Source organism: Aeromicrobium sp. CTD01-1L150, assembly GCF_041951745.1.
Classification (GTDB): Bacteria; Actinomycetota; Actinomycetes; order Propionibacteriales; family Nocardioidaceae; genus Aeromicrobium.
In genome coordinates, this window is sequence record NZ_CP169555.1 from 255,346 (window position 1) to 271,177 (window position 15,832).

13 protein-coding genes are annotated in these 15,832 nt (G+C 69.9%); 9 read left to right on the forward strand and 4 right to left on the reverse strand.

What is annotated here, in order from left to right; genetic code table 11:
• Window positions 1-25 precede the first annotated feature (25 nt).
• A complete protein-coding gene (locus tag ACEVFP_RS01245) occupies window positions 26-967 on the forward strand; it encodes an alpha/beta hydrolase (RefSeq protein ID WP_375001529.1) in 942 nt (313 codons plus the stop codon).
• Here ACEVFP_RS01245 and ACEVFP_RS01250 read toward each other — a convergent pair.
• Both ACEVFP_RS01250 and ACEVFP_RS01255 read right to left on the reverse strand, forming a co-directional pair.
• Complete coding sequence (locus ACEVFP_RS01250; RefSeq protein ID WP_375001530.1) at window positions 939-1,721, reverse strand: ZIP family metal transporter; 783 nt, start codon at window positions 1,719-1,721, stop codon at window positions 939-941. The two genes, ACEVFP_RS01245 and ACEVFP_RS01250, sit on opposite strands and share 29 nt — an antisense overlap.
• Complete coding sequence (locus ACEVFP_RS01255) at window positions 1,718-2,428, reverse strand: MerR family transcriptional regulator (protein ID WP_375001531.1); 711 nt, start codon at window positions 2,426-2,428, stop codon at window positions 1,718-1,720. Before ACEVFP_RS01255 ends, ACEVFP_RS01250 begins: the two co-directional genes overlap by 4 nt.
• Window positions 2,429-2,536: 108 nt before the next feature.
• Here ACEVFP_RS01255 and ACEVFP_RS01260 point away from each other — a divergent pair, with 108 nt between their 5' ends.
• Both ACEVFP_RS01260 and ACEVFP_RS01265 read left to right on the forward strand, forming a co-directional pair.
• Window positions 2,537-3,751 carry an acetyl-CoA C-acetyltransferase gene (locus ACEVFP_RS01260; protein ID WP_375001532.1) on the forward strand — a complete coding sequence of 405 codons (1,215 nt, stop codon included), beginning with the start codon at window positions 2,537-2,539 and terminating at the stop codon, window positions 3,749-3,751.
• Window positions 3,752-3,783: 32 nt separating this feature from the next.
• Complete coding sequence (locus tag ACEVFP_RS01265; RefSeq protein WP_375001533.1) at window positions 3,784-5,964, forward strand: 3-hydroxyacyl-CoA dehydrogenase NAD-binding domain-containing protein; 2,181 nt, start codon at window positions 3,784-3,786, stop codon at window positions 5,962-5,964.
• A gap of 51 nt (window positions 5,965-6,015) precedes the next feature.
• Here the strand turns inward: ACEVFP_RS01265 and ACEVFP_RS01270 are convergent, their stop codons facing one another.
• Window positions 6,016-8,790, reverse strand: a complete 2,775-nt coding sequence (locus ACEVFP_RS01270; RefSeq protein WP_375001534.1) for a BTAD domain-containing putative transcriptional regulator — start codon at window positions 8,788-8,790, stop codon at window positions 6,016-6,018.
• Between the two features lie 161 nt (window positions 8,791-8,951).
• Here ACEVFP_RS01270 and ACEVFP_RS01275 point away from each other — a divergent pair, with 161 nt between their 5' ends.
• A complete protein-coding gene (locus ACEVFP_RS01275) occupies window positions 8,952-9,572 on the forward strand; it encodes a LysE family translocator (protein ID WP_375001535.1) in 621 nt (206 codons plus the stop codon).
• Between the two features lie 10 nt (window positions 9,573-9,582).
• Here ACEVFP_RS01275 and ACEVFP_RS01280 read toward each other — a convergent pair whose 3' ends face one another.
• Window positions 9,583-10,788 carry a DUF222 domain-containing protein gene (locus tag ACEVFP_RS01280; RefSeq protein WP_375001536.1) on the reverse strand — a complete coding sequence of 402 codons (1,206 nt, stop codon included), beginning with the start codon at window positions 10,786-10,788 and terminating at the stop codon, window positions 9,583-9,585.
• Window positions 10,789-10,973: 185 nt separating this feature from the next.
• Between ACEVFP_RS01280 and ACEVFP_RS01285 the strand changes: the two genes are divergently transcribed.
• The 5 genes from ACEVFP_RS01285 (at window position 10,974) to ACEVFP_RS01305 (ending at window position 15,757) form a co-directional block, all read left to right on the forward strand.
• The gene (locus ACEVFP_RS01285) at window positions 10,974-11,960 is read left to right on the forward strand and encodes an ABC transporter substrate-binding protein (protein ID WP_375001537.1); all 987 of its coding nucleotides are present in this window, start codon (window positions 10,974-10,976) and stop codon (window positions 11,958-11,960) included.
• Window positions 11,957-13,012 carry a FecCD family ABC transporter permease gene (locus tag ACEVFP_RS01290; RefSeq protein WP_375001538.1) on the forward strand — a complete coding sequence of 352 codons (1,056 nt, stop codon included), beginning with the start codon at window positions 11,957-11,959 and terminating at the stop codon, window positions 13,010-13,012. The genes ACEVFP_RS01285 and ACEVFP_RS01290 overlap by 4 nt, the downstream gene beginning before the upstream one ends.
• 4 nt (window positions 13,013-13,016) lie before the next feature.
• Window positions 13,017-14,075 (forward strand): FecCD family ABC transporter permease, encoded by a 1,059-nt coding sequence (locus ACEVFP_RS01295; RefSeq protein ID WP_375001539.1) that lies wholly within the window; start codon window positions 13,017-13,019, stop codon window positions 14,073-14,075.
• Window positions 14,072-14,911, forward strand: coding sequence for an ABC transporter ATP-binding protein (locus ACEVFP_RS01300; RefSeq protein ID WP_375001540.1), 840 nt, complete (start codon window positions 14,072-14,074; stop codon window positions 14,909-14,911). The genes ACEVFP_RS01295 and ACEVFP_RS01300 overlap by 4 nt, the downstream gene beginning before the upstream one ends.
• Window positions 14,912-15,067: 156 nt before the next feature.
• The gene (locus ACEVFP_RS01305; RefSeq protein WP_375001541.1) at window positions 15,068-15,757 is read left to right on the forward strand and encodes a hypothetical protein; all 690 of its coding nucleotides are present in this window, start codon (window positions 15,068-15,070) and stop codon (window positions 15,755-15,757) included.
• Window positions 15,758-15,832: the final 75 nt, after the last annotated feature.

The following is a 15,832-nucleotide window of genomic DNA, read 5'->3' on the forward strand; positions in this document are numbered from 1 at the left end:
GGGGTGGTCAGTACTGTTCAACCCCATGCGGTGGATCGGCAGGCTCGCCGTGTCGGGTCTCGTCCTGGTGCTGGCGGCCGCGCTGTGCCTGGCGCTGTTCGCCTGGCCCAGCGCGCTGCTCGTGCGCTGGTTGTTCACCGGTGGCAACGCGGAGCTGGCGGCCCGCGTCCAGCCCTACGTCGCAGGGGACGTCGAGCGCACCCTCGATGTCGAGTACACCGACGGTGAGAGCCTCGACGTCCTGCGCCCTGCCGGCCTCGACGGTGAGCTGCCGGTGGTCGTGTGGCTGCACGGTGGCGCGTGGGTGGGCGGGGACAAGTCCGACGTCCGGCCCTACCTGGAGGTGCTGGCGAGCCAGGGTCGCGCCGTCGTCGGGGTCAACTACTCCAGGGCTCCCGGCCACGAGTACCCGACGCCGGTCCGTCAGGCCGAGGAGGCGCTCGACTGGGTGGAGGAGCACGCGGACGAGCACGGGCTCGACCCGTCCCGGCTCGTCCTCGCCGGTGACTCCGCGGGTGCGCAGATCGCGGTCCAGGCGGCGATCGAGGCACCGCCGGGTCGCCTCGAGGGCCTGCTCCTGCAGTCCGGCGCCTTCGACCCCGGGTGGATGGTCGAGGAGCTGGAGGGTTTCTCCGGCCGGATGGTGGCCAGAGCGGTCAGCTCCTACCTCGAGGCCGACGACCACGACGCGGCGCGCGTCGTCGACCACGTCACGGCCGACCTCCCGCCCGTCTGGCTGACCTCCGGCGACGCGGACCCGTTGCATGCTCAGTCCGTCGCGCTGGTGCAGCGACTGGAGGAGCTCGGCATCGACGTCACCGCGCACCTGCCACGCTCGCGCTCCGGACCGCCACTGGGGCACGAGTACCAGTTCGACCTGGCGCTGGAGGACTCGGTGGCTGCCCTGGAAGGTGTGCGGCGGTTCCTCGACGTCGTGCTCAGCCCAGGCTCAGAAGAACCAGGCTGACGGCCATGACGGCAGCGCCTCCCGCCAGACCCGTCGCAGCCACCGACGTTCCGGCGAACCGCCGTGCCGCGGGCAGGAGCTCGGACAGGCTGATCTGGAGCATCATGCCGGCGATGAGGCCGAAGACGGCACCCATCGCCGCCTCGGGCAGGACCGAGGCGAGCAGGAGGTAGCCGAGCAGGCCGCCGACCGGCTCGGCCAGCCCCGACCCGGTGGTGTACATGAGTGCCTTCGTCCGGCTCCCGGTGGCCGCGTGGACAGGGGCGGCCACCGCCACACCCTCCGGCACGTTGTGGATGGCGATCGCGACGGCGATCGCGATGCCCGTGGTCGGGTCGTCCAGCGTGGCGACGAACGTGGCCAGACCCTCCGGCAGGTTGTGGCCCGCGACCACGAGGGCGACGACGACGCCGCTGCGTCGCAGGCGGGTCAGCTGGGCGCCGCCGTCGACGCTGGCCGCGGGTGTGTCGGCGGCCCGCGGCACCAGCTGCTGGACGATGAGCACCACCGCGGCACCGAGGACCACCAGCACCAGGGTGAGCAGCAGCGCCCGCCCGTCGCGGCCCAGGGCGTCGGTCCCCTTGGGGATGATCTCCCCGACGGAGACCATGACCATCGCCCCGGCGGCAAAGGCGAGACAGGCTGCGAGGCCGCGTCCGCTGCTCAGCCGGCCATGGGTGGCGACGAGGCCGCCGATGATCGTGGCGGCGCCGGCGAGCAGGGTGACACCCAGTGCGAGCAGCACCTCGCTCACGTCCGCTTGCGGATGGTGCGGCGCTTCTCGTCGTCGACGGACTGCTCGTACGCGGTGACCAGGGCCTGCACCGTGAGCGGCTTGAACCGCTCGACCATCGCCGTGATCGTCTCCGGCGGGTAGCCGGAGGCCTTCAGGTGCGGCCAGACCTTGGTGCGGAAGAGCTCGGTCAGCTCCTGGGCGAGGGCCTGGCCGTGCTCGGTGATGACTCGGCGGACGTCGTGTGCGGCGTCGGTGGGCATGCCTGCCTCGAGGAACCCGATCCCCACGGCCAGGTGTGCCGGCGCGAGGCGGAAGACGTCCTCGGCGGGGGTTGGCTCGACGACGCCGATCGCCACCAGCGTCTCCAGGTCGTCGTCGGTGAGCGCACGACCGGCGCGTGTCTCCAGCGCCGACCGGCCCAGCGTCTCGGGCATCTCGGGGGACCACGGCGCGAGCAGCGTGCGGTGCAGGGCCACCTGCTCGGGGGTGGCCTCGCTGGGGATCTGTTCCAGGTAGCCCTCGATGGCCGACAGGGTGAAGCCGTGGGCCTGCAGCTCCTTGACGAGCTCCAGGCGGGCGAGGTGGTCCGGGCCGTAGTAGCCGTTGCGGCCCTCTCGGCGCGGGGGAGGGATCAGCCCGCGACCGGCGTAGAAGCGCACCGTGCGCACCGACATCCCGACGCGGGACGCCAGCTGCTCGACGCTCAACGTCTGCTTCTCGCTCATCTGCATGACCCTAGTACCCCTCTGGAACTCTGACAGTGATGCTGTCACAATCGGGGGGAGAGGACGCCGGTTCCGTGGCGTCACCCCCGAGTCCGCGAGGAACACACCATGACCGACGCGTTCATCTACGACGCCATCCGCACGCCGCGTGGTCGCGGCAAGAAGTCCGGGTCGCTGCACGAGGTCAAGCCGATCTCGCTGGTGACCGGCCTCATCGACGAGGTGCAGAAGCGCAACCCGTCGCTGGATCCCGCCGGAGTCGAGGACCTCGTTCTCGGCTGCGTCTCGCCCGTGGGCGACCAGGGCGCCGACATCGCCAAGACCGCGGCGCTCGCTGCCGGCCTGCCCGACACCGTCGCCGGCGTCCAGCTGAACCGCTTCTGCGCGTCCGGCCTGGAGGCCGTCAACCAGGCCGCGCAGCGCGTGCGCTCCGGCTGGGAGGACCTCATCCTCGCCGGTGGCGTGGAGTCCATGAGCCGCGTGCCGATGGCCTCCGACGGCGGGGCCTGGGCGATGGACCCCCGTACCGCCTTCGACACAGACTTCGTGCCGCAGGGCATCGGCGCCGACCTCATCGCCACGATCGAGGGCTACAGCCGCACCGACGTCGACACCTTCGCCGCGGAGTCGCAGGCCCGCGCCGCCAAGGCCATCGCCAACGGCTACTTCAGCAAGTCGGTCATCCCGGTCAAGGATGTCAACGGCATGACGATCCTCGACCACGACGAGTTCGTCCGTGAGGGCACGACGGTCGAGAGCCTGTCCGCGCTCGGCCCCTCGTTCGAGGGCATCGGCGACTTCGGCGGGTTCGACTCCGTCGCGCTGGAGAAGTACCACGACGTGGAGAAGATCAACCACGTCCACCACGCCGGCAACAGCTCCGGCATCGTCGACGGCGCCGCGCTCGTGCTCGTCGGGTCCGAGCAGGCCGGCCAGACGCACGGGCTCACCCCGCGCGCCCGGATCCTGTCCACGGCGGTCAGCGGGTCCGAGCCCACCATCATGCTCACCGGGCCGGCTCCGGCCAGCCGCAAGGCCCTCGACAAGGCCGGCCTGTCCGTGGAGGACATCGACCTCATCGAGATCAACGAGGCCTTCGCGGCCGTCGCCATGCGTCTGATGCGCGACCTCGGCGACTACCCGCACGAGCAGACCAACGTCAACGGTGGCGCCATCGCCATGGGGCACCCGCTCGGCGCCACCGGCGCGATGATCCTCGGCACCCTCGTCGACGAGCTGGAGCGCCGCGAGAAGCGCTACGGCCTGGCCACCTTGTGCGTCGGCGGCGGCATGGGCATCGCCACCGTCGTCGAGCGCCTCTGACCCCCCGACCTTTCGAGAAAGAGACCGCATCCATGAGCACAGAAGCAGTGCGTTACGAGGTCGAGGACGGCATCGTCAACCTCGTCATCGACGACCCCTCGCAGAACGCCAACACGATGAACCAGGCGTACACCGACTCGATGGTCAAGGCCGTCGACCGCGTCGTCGCCGAGGCCGACTCGATCAAGGGCGTCATCATCTCCAGCGCCAAGAAGACCTTCTTCGCCGGCGGAGACCTCAAGCTGATGACGCAGGCCAAGCCGGAGGACGCCCAACAGCTCTTCGACAACGTCGAGCTCATCAAGGCCACCCTCCGCCGGCTCGAGACGTTGGACAAGCCGGTGGTCGCCGCGATCAACGGCGCCGCCCTGGGTGGTGGCCTGGAGATCGCCCTGGCCGCCAACCGACGCATCGCCGTCGAGGGCGGCTACAAGGTGGGCCTGCCCGAGGTGACCCTCGGCCTGCTGCCCGGCGGTGGCGGTGTCACCCGTCTGGTCCGGATGTTCGGCCTGGAGACGGCGCTCATGGAGCACCTGCTGCAGGGTCAGCAGCGCCGCCCGGCGCAGGCTGCCGAGAAGGGCCTGGTCGACGAGGTCGTCGCCACCCAGGAGGAGCTGCTGCCCGCGGCCAAGGCCTGGGTCGAGTCCGTGCAGGGTGATGAGGAGGCAGCCACACAGCCGTGGGACCGCAAGGGCTACAAGATCCCCGGCGGCACGCCGTCCTCGCCCAAGCTCGCGCAGTTCCTGCCAGCGTTCCCCTCCAACCTGCGCAAGCAGACCAAGGGTGCTCCGTACAAGGCACCGCGCAACATCATGAGCGCCGCGGTCGAGGGCTCCCAGGTGGACTTCGAGACCGCCTCGCGCATCGAGTCGCGCTACCTCGTGGAGCTCCTGGTCGGCCAGCAGTTCAAGAACATGACCCAGGCGTTCTTCTTCGACCTCACCTCCATCAACGGCGGCGGCTCGCGTCCGGCAGGCGTCGAGCCGCGCAAGTTCACCAAGGTGGCGGTGCTGGGCGCCGGCATGATGGGGGCGGGCATCGCCTACGTCTCGGCCAAGGCGGGCATGGAGGTCGTCCTCAAGGACGTCAGCCTCGAGGCCGCCGAGAAGGGCAAGTCCTACAGCGAGGGCCTGCTGGCCAAGCAGCTCGAGAAGGGGCGCACCACCCAGGAGTCGGTCGATGAGTTCCTGGCTCGCATCAAGCCGAGCGACGACTACGCCGACCTCGAGGGCTGCGACCTCGTGGTCGAGGCGGTCTTCGAGTCAGTCGAGCTCAAGCACACCGTCTTCGGTGACCTGCAGGACGTCGTCAAGCCCGATGCGCTGCTCGGCTCCAACACGTCCACGCTGCCCATCACGGAGCTGGCCGAGGGCGTCAAGCGGCCCGAGGACTTCATCGGCATCCACTTCTTCTCGCCGGTCGACAAGATGCCGCTGGTGGAGATCATCGCCGGTGAGAAGACCAGCGACGAGGCGATCGCCCACGCATTGGACTACGTGCAGCAGATCAAGAAGACACCGATCGTCGTCAACGACAGCCGCGGGTTCTTCACCAGCCGTGTCATCGGCACCTTCGTCAACGAGGGCGTCGGCATGCTGGCCGAGGGTGTCAGCCCGGTCTCGATCGAGCGGGCCACGACGCAGGCCGGGTTCCCGGCTCCCGTGCTGCAGCTGAGCGATGAGCTCAACCTGGAGCTGATGGCCAAGATCCGGGGCGAGTCCAAGGCGGCCGTCGAGCGCGAGGGCGGCACGTGGGAACCGCACCCGGCCGAGGCCGTCCTCGACCGGATGATCGAGCAGGGCCGTTCGGGCAAGCTCAAGGGCGCCGGCTTCTACGACTATGCCGACGGCAAGCGCGACGGCCTGTGGTCGGGCCTGGCCGAGGAGTTCCCGGTGGCCGAGGAGCAGCCGGACCTCGAGGACCTGAAGGAGCGGCTGACGTTCATCATGAGCCTGGAGACGATCAAGTGTCTCGAGGAGGGCGTGCTGCGGACCGTTGCCGACGCCAACATCGGCTCCATCTTCGGCATCGGCTTCCCGGCGCTGCAGGGGGGCGCGATCCAGTACGTCAACGGTTACGAGGCAGCCGACGGGTCGATCGGCATCGAGGCGTTCACCCGTCGCGCCCAGGAGCTGGCGCAGACCTACGGTGAGCGCTTCGATCCGCCGACGCTGCTGCTCGAGAAGGCCAAGAACGGCGAGAAGATCAGCTGATCGAGCAACGTCGCGCGCGGGCCCCGACCAACCGGTCGGGGCCCGCGCGCGTCAGGCGCCGGTGAGGTTCGCGATGAGCTCGCCGAGCTCGTCGCGGCTGACCTCGGTGACGTCGCTCGCCCCGATCTCGTCGAGCAGGGTGAGTGCGCGACGCCAGGTGTCGACCGCCTCCTGGGTGTTGCCGAGGCCGCGGTGGGCGAGCCCTAGCCGCTTGAGCGTCACCGCCTCGTTGCTGCTCTGGCCGATGCTCGCGTAGACGTCCAACGCCTCGCCAAAGGTGTCGACGGCATCGGCGAAGAGCTCCGCCCCGGCCTGGGTCTCCCCGAGGGTGTCCAGCGCACCGGCCAGGCGGTAGGGGTCATCTGATCGCCGGTAGCCGGCGACGGCCTCCCGGGCGGCATTGACGGCATCGTTCGGTCGGCCGGCCAGCCGGTAGCACTCGGCCATGTTGTTGAGGATCAGCGCCACCTGGTCGTGGGCGCCGATGCTCCGGGCATCGGTGAGTAGGTTCTCGTAGACCTCGATCGCCTCGTCAACCCTGCCCCTGGAGATCGGGATGAGACCCAGGTTGTTGCGGGCGTTGAGCAGGCCGACCGCGTCGTCGGCGCGCTCGAACAGTGCCGCGGCTCGCTCCAGGCACTCCTGTCCGTCGTCGTACTCGCCGATCCGCACGAAGTAGGTACCGAGGTAGCAGGCGCTCACGGCCCGGGCCGTCGTCCCGCCCGCCTCCTCGGCGCAGGCCTCCGACCGCTGGTAGAGGTCGATCGCCTCGGGACTCGCGGCGATCATCGTGAGGTAGGCCGACAACAAGGGCGCCAACGTGTACGCGGTCCGGTGGTCGCCTACGCCGGCGGCCTCGGCCACCACGGCCTTGAGGGCACGGTGGTAGTCGCTGAACCAGGCGAACGCCTGGTTCGGGTCCTCGAACCGCTCAGGAGTGATCCCCTCGGCAGGATCGGCGAGCTCGGTGGCGAACAGCGGTGGGCTGAGCACCTGCCGAGCCTGGTGGGCCGAGTGCACGAACCAGCTGCGAAGCCGCTCGCGGGCGGTGCGCCGTTCGTGCTCGGCGTCGGTGGCCTCGACGAGCTCGGCCGCATAGATGCGGATCAGGTCGTGCAGCTCGTACCAGCCGGGACGCGTCCCGCTGAGCAGGTGGCCGTCGACGAGGCGGTCGAGGAGTCGGCGTGCGGTGCCCTCGTCGAGGCCACCGAGGGCGGCCGCCGCCTTGGTGCTGATCTGGCGGTCGACGTGCAGGCCGAGGAGCCGGAACAGCCGGGCCGTGGGCTCATCGAGCCTCTGGTGACTCCACTGGAAGACGGCGCGGACGTCGGTGAGCGGGTCGTCCTGCCATGCACTGAGCGCGTCGAGGCGCTCGTGCTGGTCACGCAGCTGCGCCGTGAGCTCGCGCAGTGGGCGGCTGCCGTCACGCCCTGCACGCTCGGCGGCGACCGCGAGCGCGATCGGCAGGTGGCCGCAGAGGTCGGCCAGCTCGCTGACCTCCGCGGCATCCTCGCCGGGGTCCCGGCCGAGCCGGTGCCTCAGGAAGTCGGCGGACTCCGCCGGGCTCATCGGGGGCACGGGGACGCGCAGCGCGCCCTCGCGGATGCTCAGGCTGCGGACCTGGGCGCGGCTCGTGGTCAGGACGAGGCAGCGGCCGCCGGGCACGAGCGGGCGGACGTGCTCGCTGTCGCGCGCGTTGTCGAGGACGATGAGGAGGGCACGGTCGGCGAGCTCGCTACGCAGCAACGACAGGCGTGCCTGCTCGTCCACGGGGATGAGGTCGCCGTGCACCCCGAGCCCGCGCAGGAGAGCATCCGAGGCGACCGCCGTCGACACCGGGTCACCGGTTCCGTAGCCGCGCAGGTTGATGAACAGCTGGCCGTCCGGGAAGGCTCTGCGCACACGGTGGGCCCAGTGCACGGCCAGGGTGGTCTTGCCGGCTCCAGCCGGCCCGTGCAGAGCGACGACGCCGGGGGCGTCGCCGTTCTCCAGTGACGTCAGCACGGCGTCGAGCGCGTCGAGCTGCTCGGTGCGGCCGGTGAAGCCGTGGACGTCGATCGGGAGCTGACGTGGTGTGGGCCGTCGCCAGGTGTCCGGGTGGTCGGGCTTGTCCAGCAGGTCACGGTGGATCGCTCTCAGCGCGGGCGCCGGGTCGACCCCGAGCTCCTCGGCGAGTCGCGTGCGGAGCTCCTCGAACGCCTCCAGCGCCTCGGCGGTGCGACCGCTGCGGTCGAGACAGAGGAGCAGCCGCTCCCACAGCGACTCGCGCAGGGGGTGGTTCTCGGTCAGTCGGGTCAGCTCGGCGATGCATCGCGTGTGATGACCCGCCGCCATGTCGAGGTCGATGAGCCGTTCCCGCGCGATCAGCTGCTGCTCCACCCAGCCTGGGGTCTCGTGTCGTTCCAGCCAAGGAGTGCTGTCGTGACCGAACAGGGGTTCTCGCCACTGAGCCAGCGCCCCGGTGAGAACGGCGCGTTCGTCCTCGGCCCTGTCGTCGGTCTCGCCGGCGATGCGGTGGCCGAGCCGGAGCAGGTCGACGGCCTCACGGGGGACCCGCAGGGTGTAGCCGCCGGGATCGGTGGTCACGAGCTCGGGCCCGAGGGCGGTGCGCAGGCGCGAGACGTAGGTCTGGAGGCTGGCGCGGACCTTCTCGGGCGGTTCGTCGCCCCAGATCCCGAGGGCGAGGGCGTCGGTGGAGACGGTCTCCCCGGCGGACAGCGCGAGCATCGCCAGCAGCGTCCTGACCCTTCGTCCGGGCACGGCGACCGGCCGGCCGTCGCGCACGGCCTCGACGGCACCCATCAGGCGGATCTCCAGGTCGCCCATCACCCTCCCGGAACGGCCGCGGACACCGCGTCCGAGCCACCTCGGCACTCTAGTCCACCGGTTGCCGGTGCCTGCCGAGGCCGAAAGGATCACGAAAGTCCCGTGAAGGTGGACGTTCCTAGCCTCGCTCCTGGTTCCACGACGACCAGCCAGGAGGGACTGTGCCGAACGAGGTGACGCTGCTGACCTTCGTGGCCGCCGCCGCGGCCATCCTGGCCGTTCCCGGGCCGTCGGTCGTCTACGTCATGTCGCGCAGCATCGAGCAGGGCCGGGCGGCGGGCCTGCTCTCCATGCTCGGCCTGGAGACCGGCGCCCTGCTCCACGTCGTCGCGGCCACCGTCGGGCTGGCGGCAGTGCTGGAGTCGTCGCCGGCGGCCATGACGATCATCCGCTACGGCGGCGCGGGCTACCTGATCTACCTGGGGGCGCGTCAGTTCCGCACCGTGCGGTCGCAGGCTGTCTCCCAGGCCCGTCCTGCGGCGTCGCGACGTCGACTGTTCGTGGACGGCGTGCTGATCGACGTCCTCAACCCCAAGACGGCGTTGTTCTTCATCGCCTTCTTGCCGCAGTTCATCGATCCGTCGCGCGGGCCGGCCGGCGTGCAGGTGCTGGCGCTGGGCCTGTGCTTCGTCGCCCTGGCCGTGGTGTGCGACAGCTGCTATGCCCTGGCCGCCGGCAGCCTGCGGGAGCGGGTGACGGGTTCGCCCATGGCGCAGGTCCGCATCGACACGGCGACGGCCGGGGTCTACATCAGCCTCGGTGGCCTGGCGGTGCTGATGTGAGAGGCGTTCCTCAGGGTGTGTGCCCGATGATCGCGTGGGCGAGGTGGTGTTCCACTGGTGAGGGTTCTGGTGGTTGCACGGTGTGTTCGGTGGTGCCGGCGGGGACGCTCTGTCCGGACGGCAGGACCCATCGCAGGACCTGGTGTCCCTTCAACGTGTGATGCCGTCGGCACAGCGCCCACAGGTTCCGCCCGCTGGTTGGCCCCGCGGGCCAGGGTTCTCGATGATCCAGATCGCACCCGTCGGCGGGTCTCATGCAACCAGGTGCACGACAGATGCCGTCGCGGAACGCGATGGCCTTGGCCAGGATCTCGGGTGAGAACCTGCCGACGTATTCATGCGCCAGCACGTCGTGGCTGATGGGATCCTTGAGGATCCGATGCCAGAACGCCTCACCGTCAAGGGCCGTGTCGAGGATCCAGGAGGCTGGAACGCTCCAGGACCCGTCGGCGACCTCGGCCAGACCATCGGCCAGGGCAGTCAGCACGTCGGCCTCGATGGTCACCGCGATATCAGAAGCCAGGTCAGTGGTGGTGGCCTCTGAGGTGGTGAGCCAGGAGGCGAACAGGTCGGCCATCCGCTGCTGCGTGGTCCGCTCGTCGCCGGAGCCGAGGGCGCGGGCTTCGCGGACGAGACGCTTGGCGATCGCGGCAGCCATGTGCGAGGGCAGGTAAGCATTCAGCCAGGCCATTCCATCGTCGACGTGCACGACCTCCACCGAGCGGTCCTCACGCGCGGACTCGGCCCGCTGGAGCTCCAGATCGGGCTCCACCCGGGCTACGAACCGTCGCAGCCAGGCGCGCAGCTCAGCGCAGGTGTGGGTGGAGGCGTAGGCGACCACGCACTGATCGAGCCGCAGCCATGACTCTTCACGCTCGAGCCGGTCCAGACTCGAGGCGATGGCTCGCACCCGGACAGCATCGATGCGTCCGTCGGTGAACGCCAACCAGGAGATCGGCGCCTTGCGGCGCATCCGATCGGCCACCGCGAGCTGGGAATGCACCTGCTGTTCCGACAGGCCCATCGCCTGGCCGATCGACAACACCAACCCGGCCTTGTCGATCATCCGGTCCAACGACGACTCCAATGCGTCGATCCGCTCCATCTCAGCGTCACGGAAGGAGACCATCTGCGCCCACTCAGCCGCCTCGGCCCGAGCACGAGCCACCACGACATCACTCAACCGAGTGACGTCCAGAGCCTGCTCCATCTCCATAAATCAAACATACTGGCGACCACCGACAGTCGGTTTCGCTCGCCCTCGCTGGATCGTCAAGAGCAACGCCGCGCGGCGGATGGTCCTTTGGCCGAGAGTGACCCACTCCACGTGTGTGATGAGGCTGGCCTAAGTTAGGCTGGCCTGTGGTCCGGGGAGGTCTCGGTCCCGAGCACAGGAGCATCATGACGCGTCTTCGCCCCCTCGTCGGCTTGGTGGTCGCTGCATCCCTCGCCCTCACCGCCTGCGGTTCGTCGGCGGGTGAGTCAGGTGAGGGAGCCTGGGAGTACACCTCCGGCGACGGTGAGACGTACACCGCCGACGAGGTCCCCACGCGCATCCTCGCCCAGGGCGAGGCCGCCGCGGCCCTCATCGCGCACGGCATCAAGCCGGTCGGGATCTTCGCCAACGAGCCGGTGGAGGAGAGCAAGGCGCTCGAGGGCGTCGACCTCGACGGCATCGAGATCGTGGGCGAGGCGTGGGGGGACATCGACGCGGAGAAGGCCGCCGGCCTGGAGCCCGACCTCATCGTCTCCGGCTGGTGGCCGGAGGATGAGGCCTACAGCGGCTTCAGCGAGGGTGTCGAAGCCGACTCCCGCAAGGTGGCCGAGCTGGCACCCGTCGTCGGGCCGACGTACGGCGAGTCGGCGGTCACGACCCTGGAGGGCTATGAGGACCTCGCCGTGTCTCTTGGTGCCGACGCCGAAGAGCCCGCGATCGTCCAGGCCAAGGAGGGCTTCGAGCAGGCCAAGGAACGCTTCCAGAAGGTCGTCGCCGAGAAGGACGACCTCACGGCCATGGGCGTGTCGCCGGCCGACGACCTGCTGTACGTCGCGGTGCCGGAGAAGTCCGCCGAGCTCACCGACTTCGTCGAGTGGGGGCTGGACGTCATCGACCCCGACACCCCGTTCGCCGACTACCCCTACTGGGAGAACCTCAGTTGGGAGAACGCCGACAAGTACCAGCCCGACCTGATCCTGCTCGACGACCGCACCTACGAGTCGAGCCTGAAGACGGCCGAGAAGCAGCCGACCTGGAACAAGATCAAGGCCGCCGACGCCGGCGCCATCACCCCGTGGCCCGCCTTCTGGATGAGCACCTATGCCCAGTACGCCGAGCAGCTGGATCAGCTGAGCGATGCGATCGAGAAGGCTGACGCCGACCTGTCATGACGGTGATCGCTGAGCGGGAGAGGACGCGGGAGGAGGACCGAACCAGGGGTCGGTCCGGCCTCGGGCTTTCCGCCGGCCTGCTGGTGGCGCTCGGTGTCCTGGCGATGGTCAGCTTCCTGAGCATCACCCTGGGAGCACGCGGCGTCGGCCCGGGAACCATCTGGACGGCGTTCACCGACTACGACCAGAGCTCCGCCGCGCAGACCGTGATCCGCGAGATGCGAGTCCCCCGCACACTGCTCGGGCTGGCGGTCGGCGTGGCGCTCGGGCTGGGCGGAGCGATCCTGCAGGGCGCCACCCGAAACCCGCTCGCCGACCCTGGCATCATGGGCGTCAACGCCGGCGCGGCGGCGTTCATCGTGGTCAGCATCATGATCTTCGGCACGATGCCGCTCAGCGTCTACGTGTGGGTCGCCTTCCTCGGCGCCGGCGCGGCCACGGCGCTGGTCTACACGGTGGCCTCCTTCGGCCGCGAGGGCGCCACCCCGGTCAAGCTCGCCCTCGCGGGCGCGGCCGTGAGCGCGGCGCTGTACTCCATCACCACCGGCACGGTGCTGATGAACACCCAGGCGCTCAACGAGCTGCGGTTCTGGCAGGTCGGCTCGCTGGCCGGCCGGTACTGGCCGGTCCTGCTGCAGGCAGCACCGTTCATCGTGGTGGCTTCCGTCGTCGCGCTCGCCTGCGGGCGCCTGCTCAACGGGCTCGCGCTCGGTGATGACATGGCCACCGCCCTGGGGCAGCGAGTCAGGGCGACGCGCGCACTGTTGTTCGTCACCGTGGCCGTGCTGTGCGGTGCGGCCACGGCGGCATGCGGGCCGATCGTCTTCGTGGGCCTGGTGGTGCCCCACGCAGCCCGTGCCATCTGCGGGCCCGACTACCGCTGGATCATGGTCTACACCGCAGTGCTCAGCCCGATCATCCTGCTCGGCGCCGACATCATCGGCCGCCTCGCGCTGGGTGCGAGCGAGCTGCAGGTCGGGGTCGTCCTCGGTGTGCTCGGCGCCCCGGCCTTCATCGCACTGGTCCGCTTCCGCAACCTCGCGGAGCTCTGAGCCCATGACCATCCTCACCCTGGGACAGCCCGGCGACCCACCGACGCTCGCCGTGCGTGGCCGGCGCGCCCGGCTACGTCGCTCCGTCGTCGTCACGTCGATCGTCGGGCTGCTCGCCACCGTCCTGTTCGTCGTCACGATGATGGTCGGCGAGTCGCGCCTCGGCCCGTGGGAGGTCGTGGCGTCCGTACTCGGTCTCTCCGACAACCCGGGCACCGACTTCATCGTCCGTACCCTGCGGCTGCCGACGGCGACGACGTCGTTGTTCGTGGGTGTCGCGCTGGGTGTGGCCGGCCTCAGCTTCCAACGGCTCCTGAACAACCCGCTCGCCTCGCCCGACTTCGTCGGCATCTCCTCCGGAGCGAGCCTGTTCGCCGTCACCGCGATCATCCTGCTGGGTTTCTCCTCCTTCCAGATCTCGGTCGCGGCGCTCGCCGGCGCGATCATGACCGCCGCCGGTATCTATCTGCTCGCCTGGCGGGGCGGCATCACCGGCTACCGGTTCATCCTCATCGGCATCGGGATCAGCGAGCTGTTGCGCGCCCTCGTCGGCTGGGTCATCGCCCGGGCCGAGCTCTACGACGCCCGTGAGGCCATGGTGTGGCTCACCGGGTCGTCGGGTCGTGCCGGCACCACCGAGCTGCGGGTCCTCATCGTCGCGGTCCTGGTCCTCGTGCCGATCGCGCTGGTGCTGTCACGACCGCTCGGCGTTCTCGAGCTCGGCGACGACGCGGCCAGGGGCCTGGGCGTCGGCGTCGAGGCGGCCCGGCTCACGGTGCTGGCGATCGCGGTGGTCCTCGTCGCCATGGCCACGGCCGCCGCCGGCCCGATGGCCTTCGTCGCGCTCATCGCTGGTCCGATCGCCGTGCGCCTGCTGCGAGGGTCGGGTCTGGGACTGCTCACGGCGGGCCTCGTGGGTGCGTGCATCGTCCTGGTGGCCGATCTCGTCGCTCGGCACGGCCTGCCCGCATCGTTGCCCACCGGCGTCGTCACCGGTGCGATCGGTGCCCCCTACCTCATCTGGCTACTCGTCCACGTCAACCGGGAAGGACGCGGAGGATGACTCACGAGCACGACCTGCGCGCGCAGGACCTCACCCTCGGCTACGCCGAGACCGACATCGTCAGCCATCTCGACGTGCAGCTGCCCCCAGGGCGGATCACCGTCATCGTCGGCGCCAACGCGTGCGGCAAGTCCACCTTGCTGCGCGGCCTGGCCCGTCTGCTGAAGGCCCGCTCCGGCAGCGTCCAGCTCGACGGCTCCGACGTCTCGGGCATGCGCAGCATCGACGTCGCCAAGGTGATCGGCCTGCTCCCGCAGACCCCGTTGGCGCCTGACGGGATCACGGTGGCCGACCTGGTCGGTCGCGGCCGATACCCGCACCAGGGCTGGTTCCGGCAGTGGAGCCCTGAGGACGACGACGCCGTGCAGGCGGCGCTGGAGGCCACCGGCACCGCGGAGCTGGCCGAGCGCCGCATCGCCGAGCTGTCCGGAGGTCAGCGCCAGCGGGTCTGGGTGGCGATGGCCCTGGCGCAGGACACCGACGTGCTGCTGCTCGATGAGCCCACCACCTACCTGGACATCAACCACCAGGTGGAGCTGCTGGACCTGCTCACCGACCTCAACCGCTCGCACGGCAAGACCATCGTCATCGTGCTGCACGACCTCAACCTGGCCTGCCGCTACGCCGATCACATCATCGCGATGAAGCAGGGTGAGATCGTCTGCGAGGGGTCGCCCAAGGACGTCATCGACGCAGAGGTCGTCACCGACGTCTTCGGCCTGACCTGCGACGTGGTGCCCGACCCGGTCAGCGGCACCCCGATGGTGGTCCCGCGGGGCCGCCACCACGTCTCGGCGCTCACACCCGACCCGGACTTCGTCGCCGCGACCTCCTGACCTCTCGGCGCGTCTTCACCGGCTGAGCGGCGATTCGTGCCCACACTGGTGGGCACTGGTTCGAACAGGAGGGCCCATGAGCGAGCGCCAGCGAGTGAATCAAGGGGACATCATGCGATCACGTTCCTACGGTGGTCTTTTTGAGGACGTGATCGCATGAGTACCGACACCGCCCCGACCAGCACCTTCCCCGCCGACGACTGGGACGAGCGCACCGAGCGCATCTACACCGGGGAGGCGCTTGACGTGCCGTCCGCACCGGCCGGTCCGCTGACACCCGAGGAGCGGCAGCGCCAGGAGTATGGCGGGATCAGCGTCGGTGCGGCGTTCTTCGGCTGGCTGGGCGCTCTCGGTGTCATGGCTCTGGTCGGCGCACTCGTGGCCGCCGTCGCACTGGCCGCGGGCGTGATCCAGGACCCGACGCGCGGCGGGGTGAGGATCGGTGAGGCCACGGCGCTCGCTGCCGCGATCAGTGGCTCGGTCCTGCTGCTGCTCGGTGTCTACGCGGGTTCCTACGTGGCCGGCCGCCTCGTGCGCTTCGACGGTGGTCGACAGGGTGTGGCCGTCTGGATCCTCGTGCTGGTCTCCGGCCTGGTCGGGGCCGGTCTGGCCGTCGTGGTCGATGCCCAGTACGCGCTGCGTTCACGCCCGTCGTTCCCCGAGCTGGCCATCGGACGCGACGACGTGCTGCTGTGGGGAGCCGTGACCGTGGGCATCGTCGTTCTGCTGACACTCCCGGTCGCCATCGGCAGTGGCAAGCTCGGCGTCCGCTACCACGCCAAGGTCGAGCGTGCCGCTCGCGAGGAGCCTGTCCCGCAGGTCGCACCGGACGAGCAGTCCTCCTGATTCCCATGAGTTCCTGGGACTCAGGTGACTCACCCCGGTTTCTTGCTGCTCACCCCGGCTTGCCAACCGGGGTGG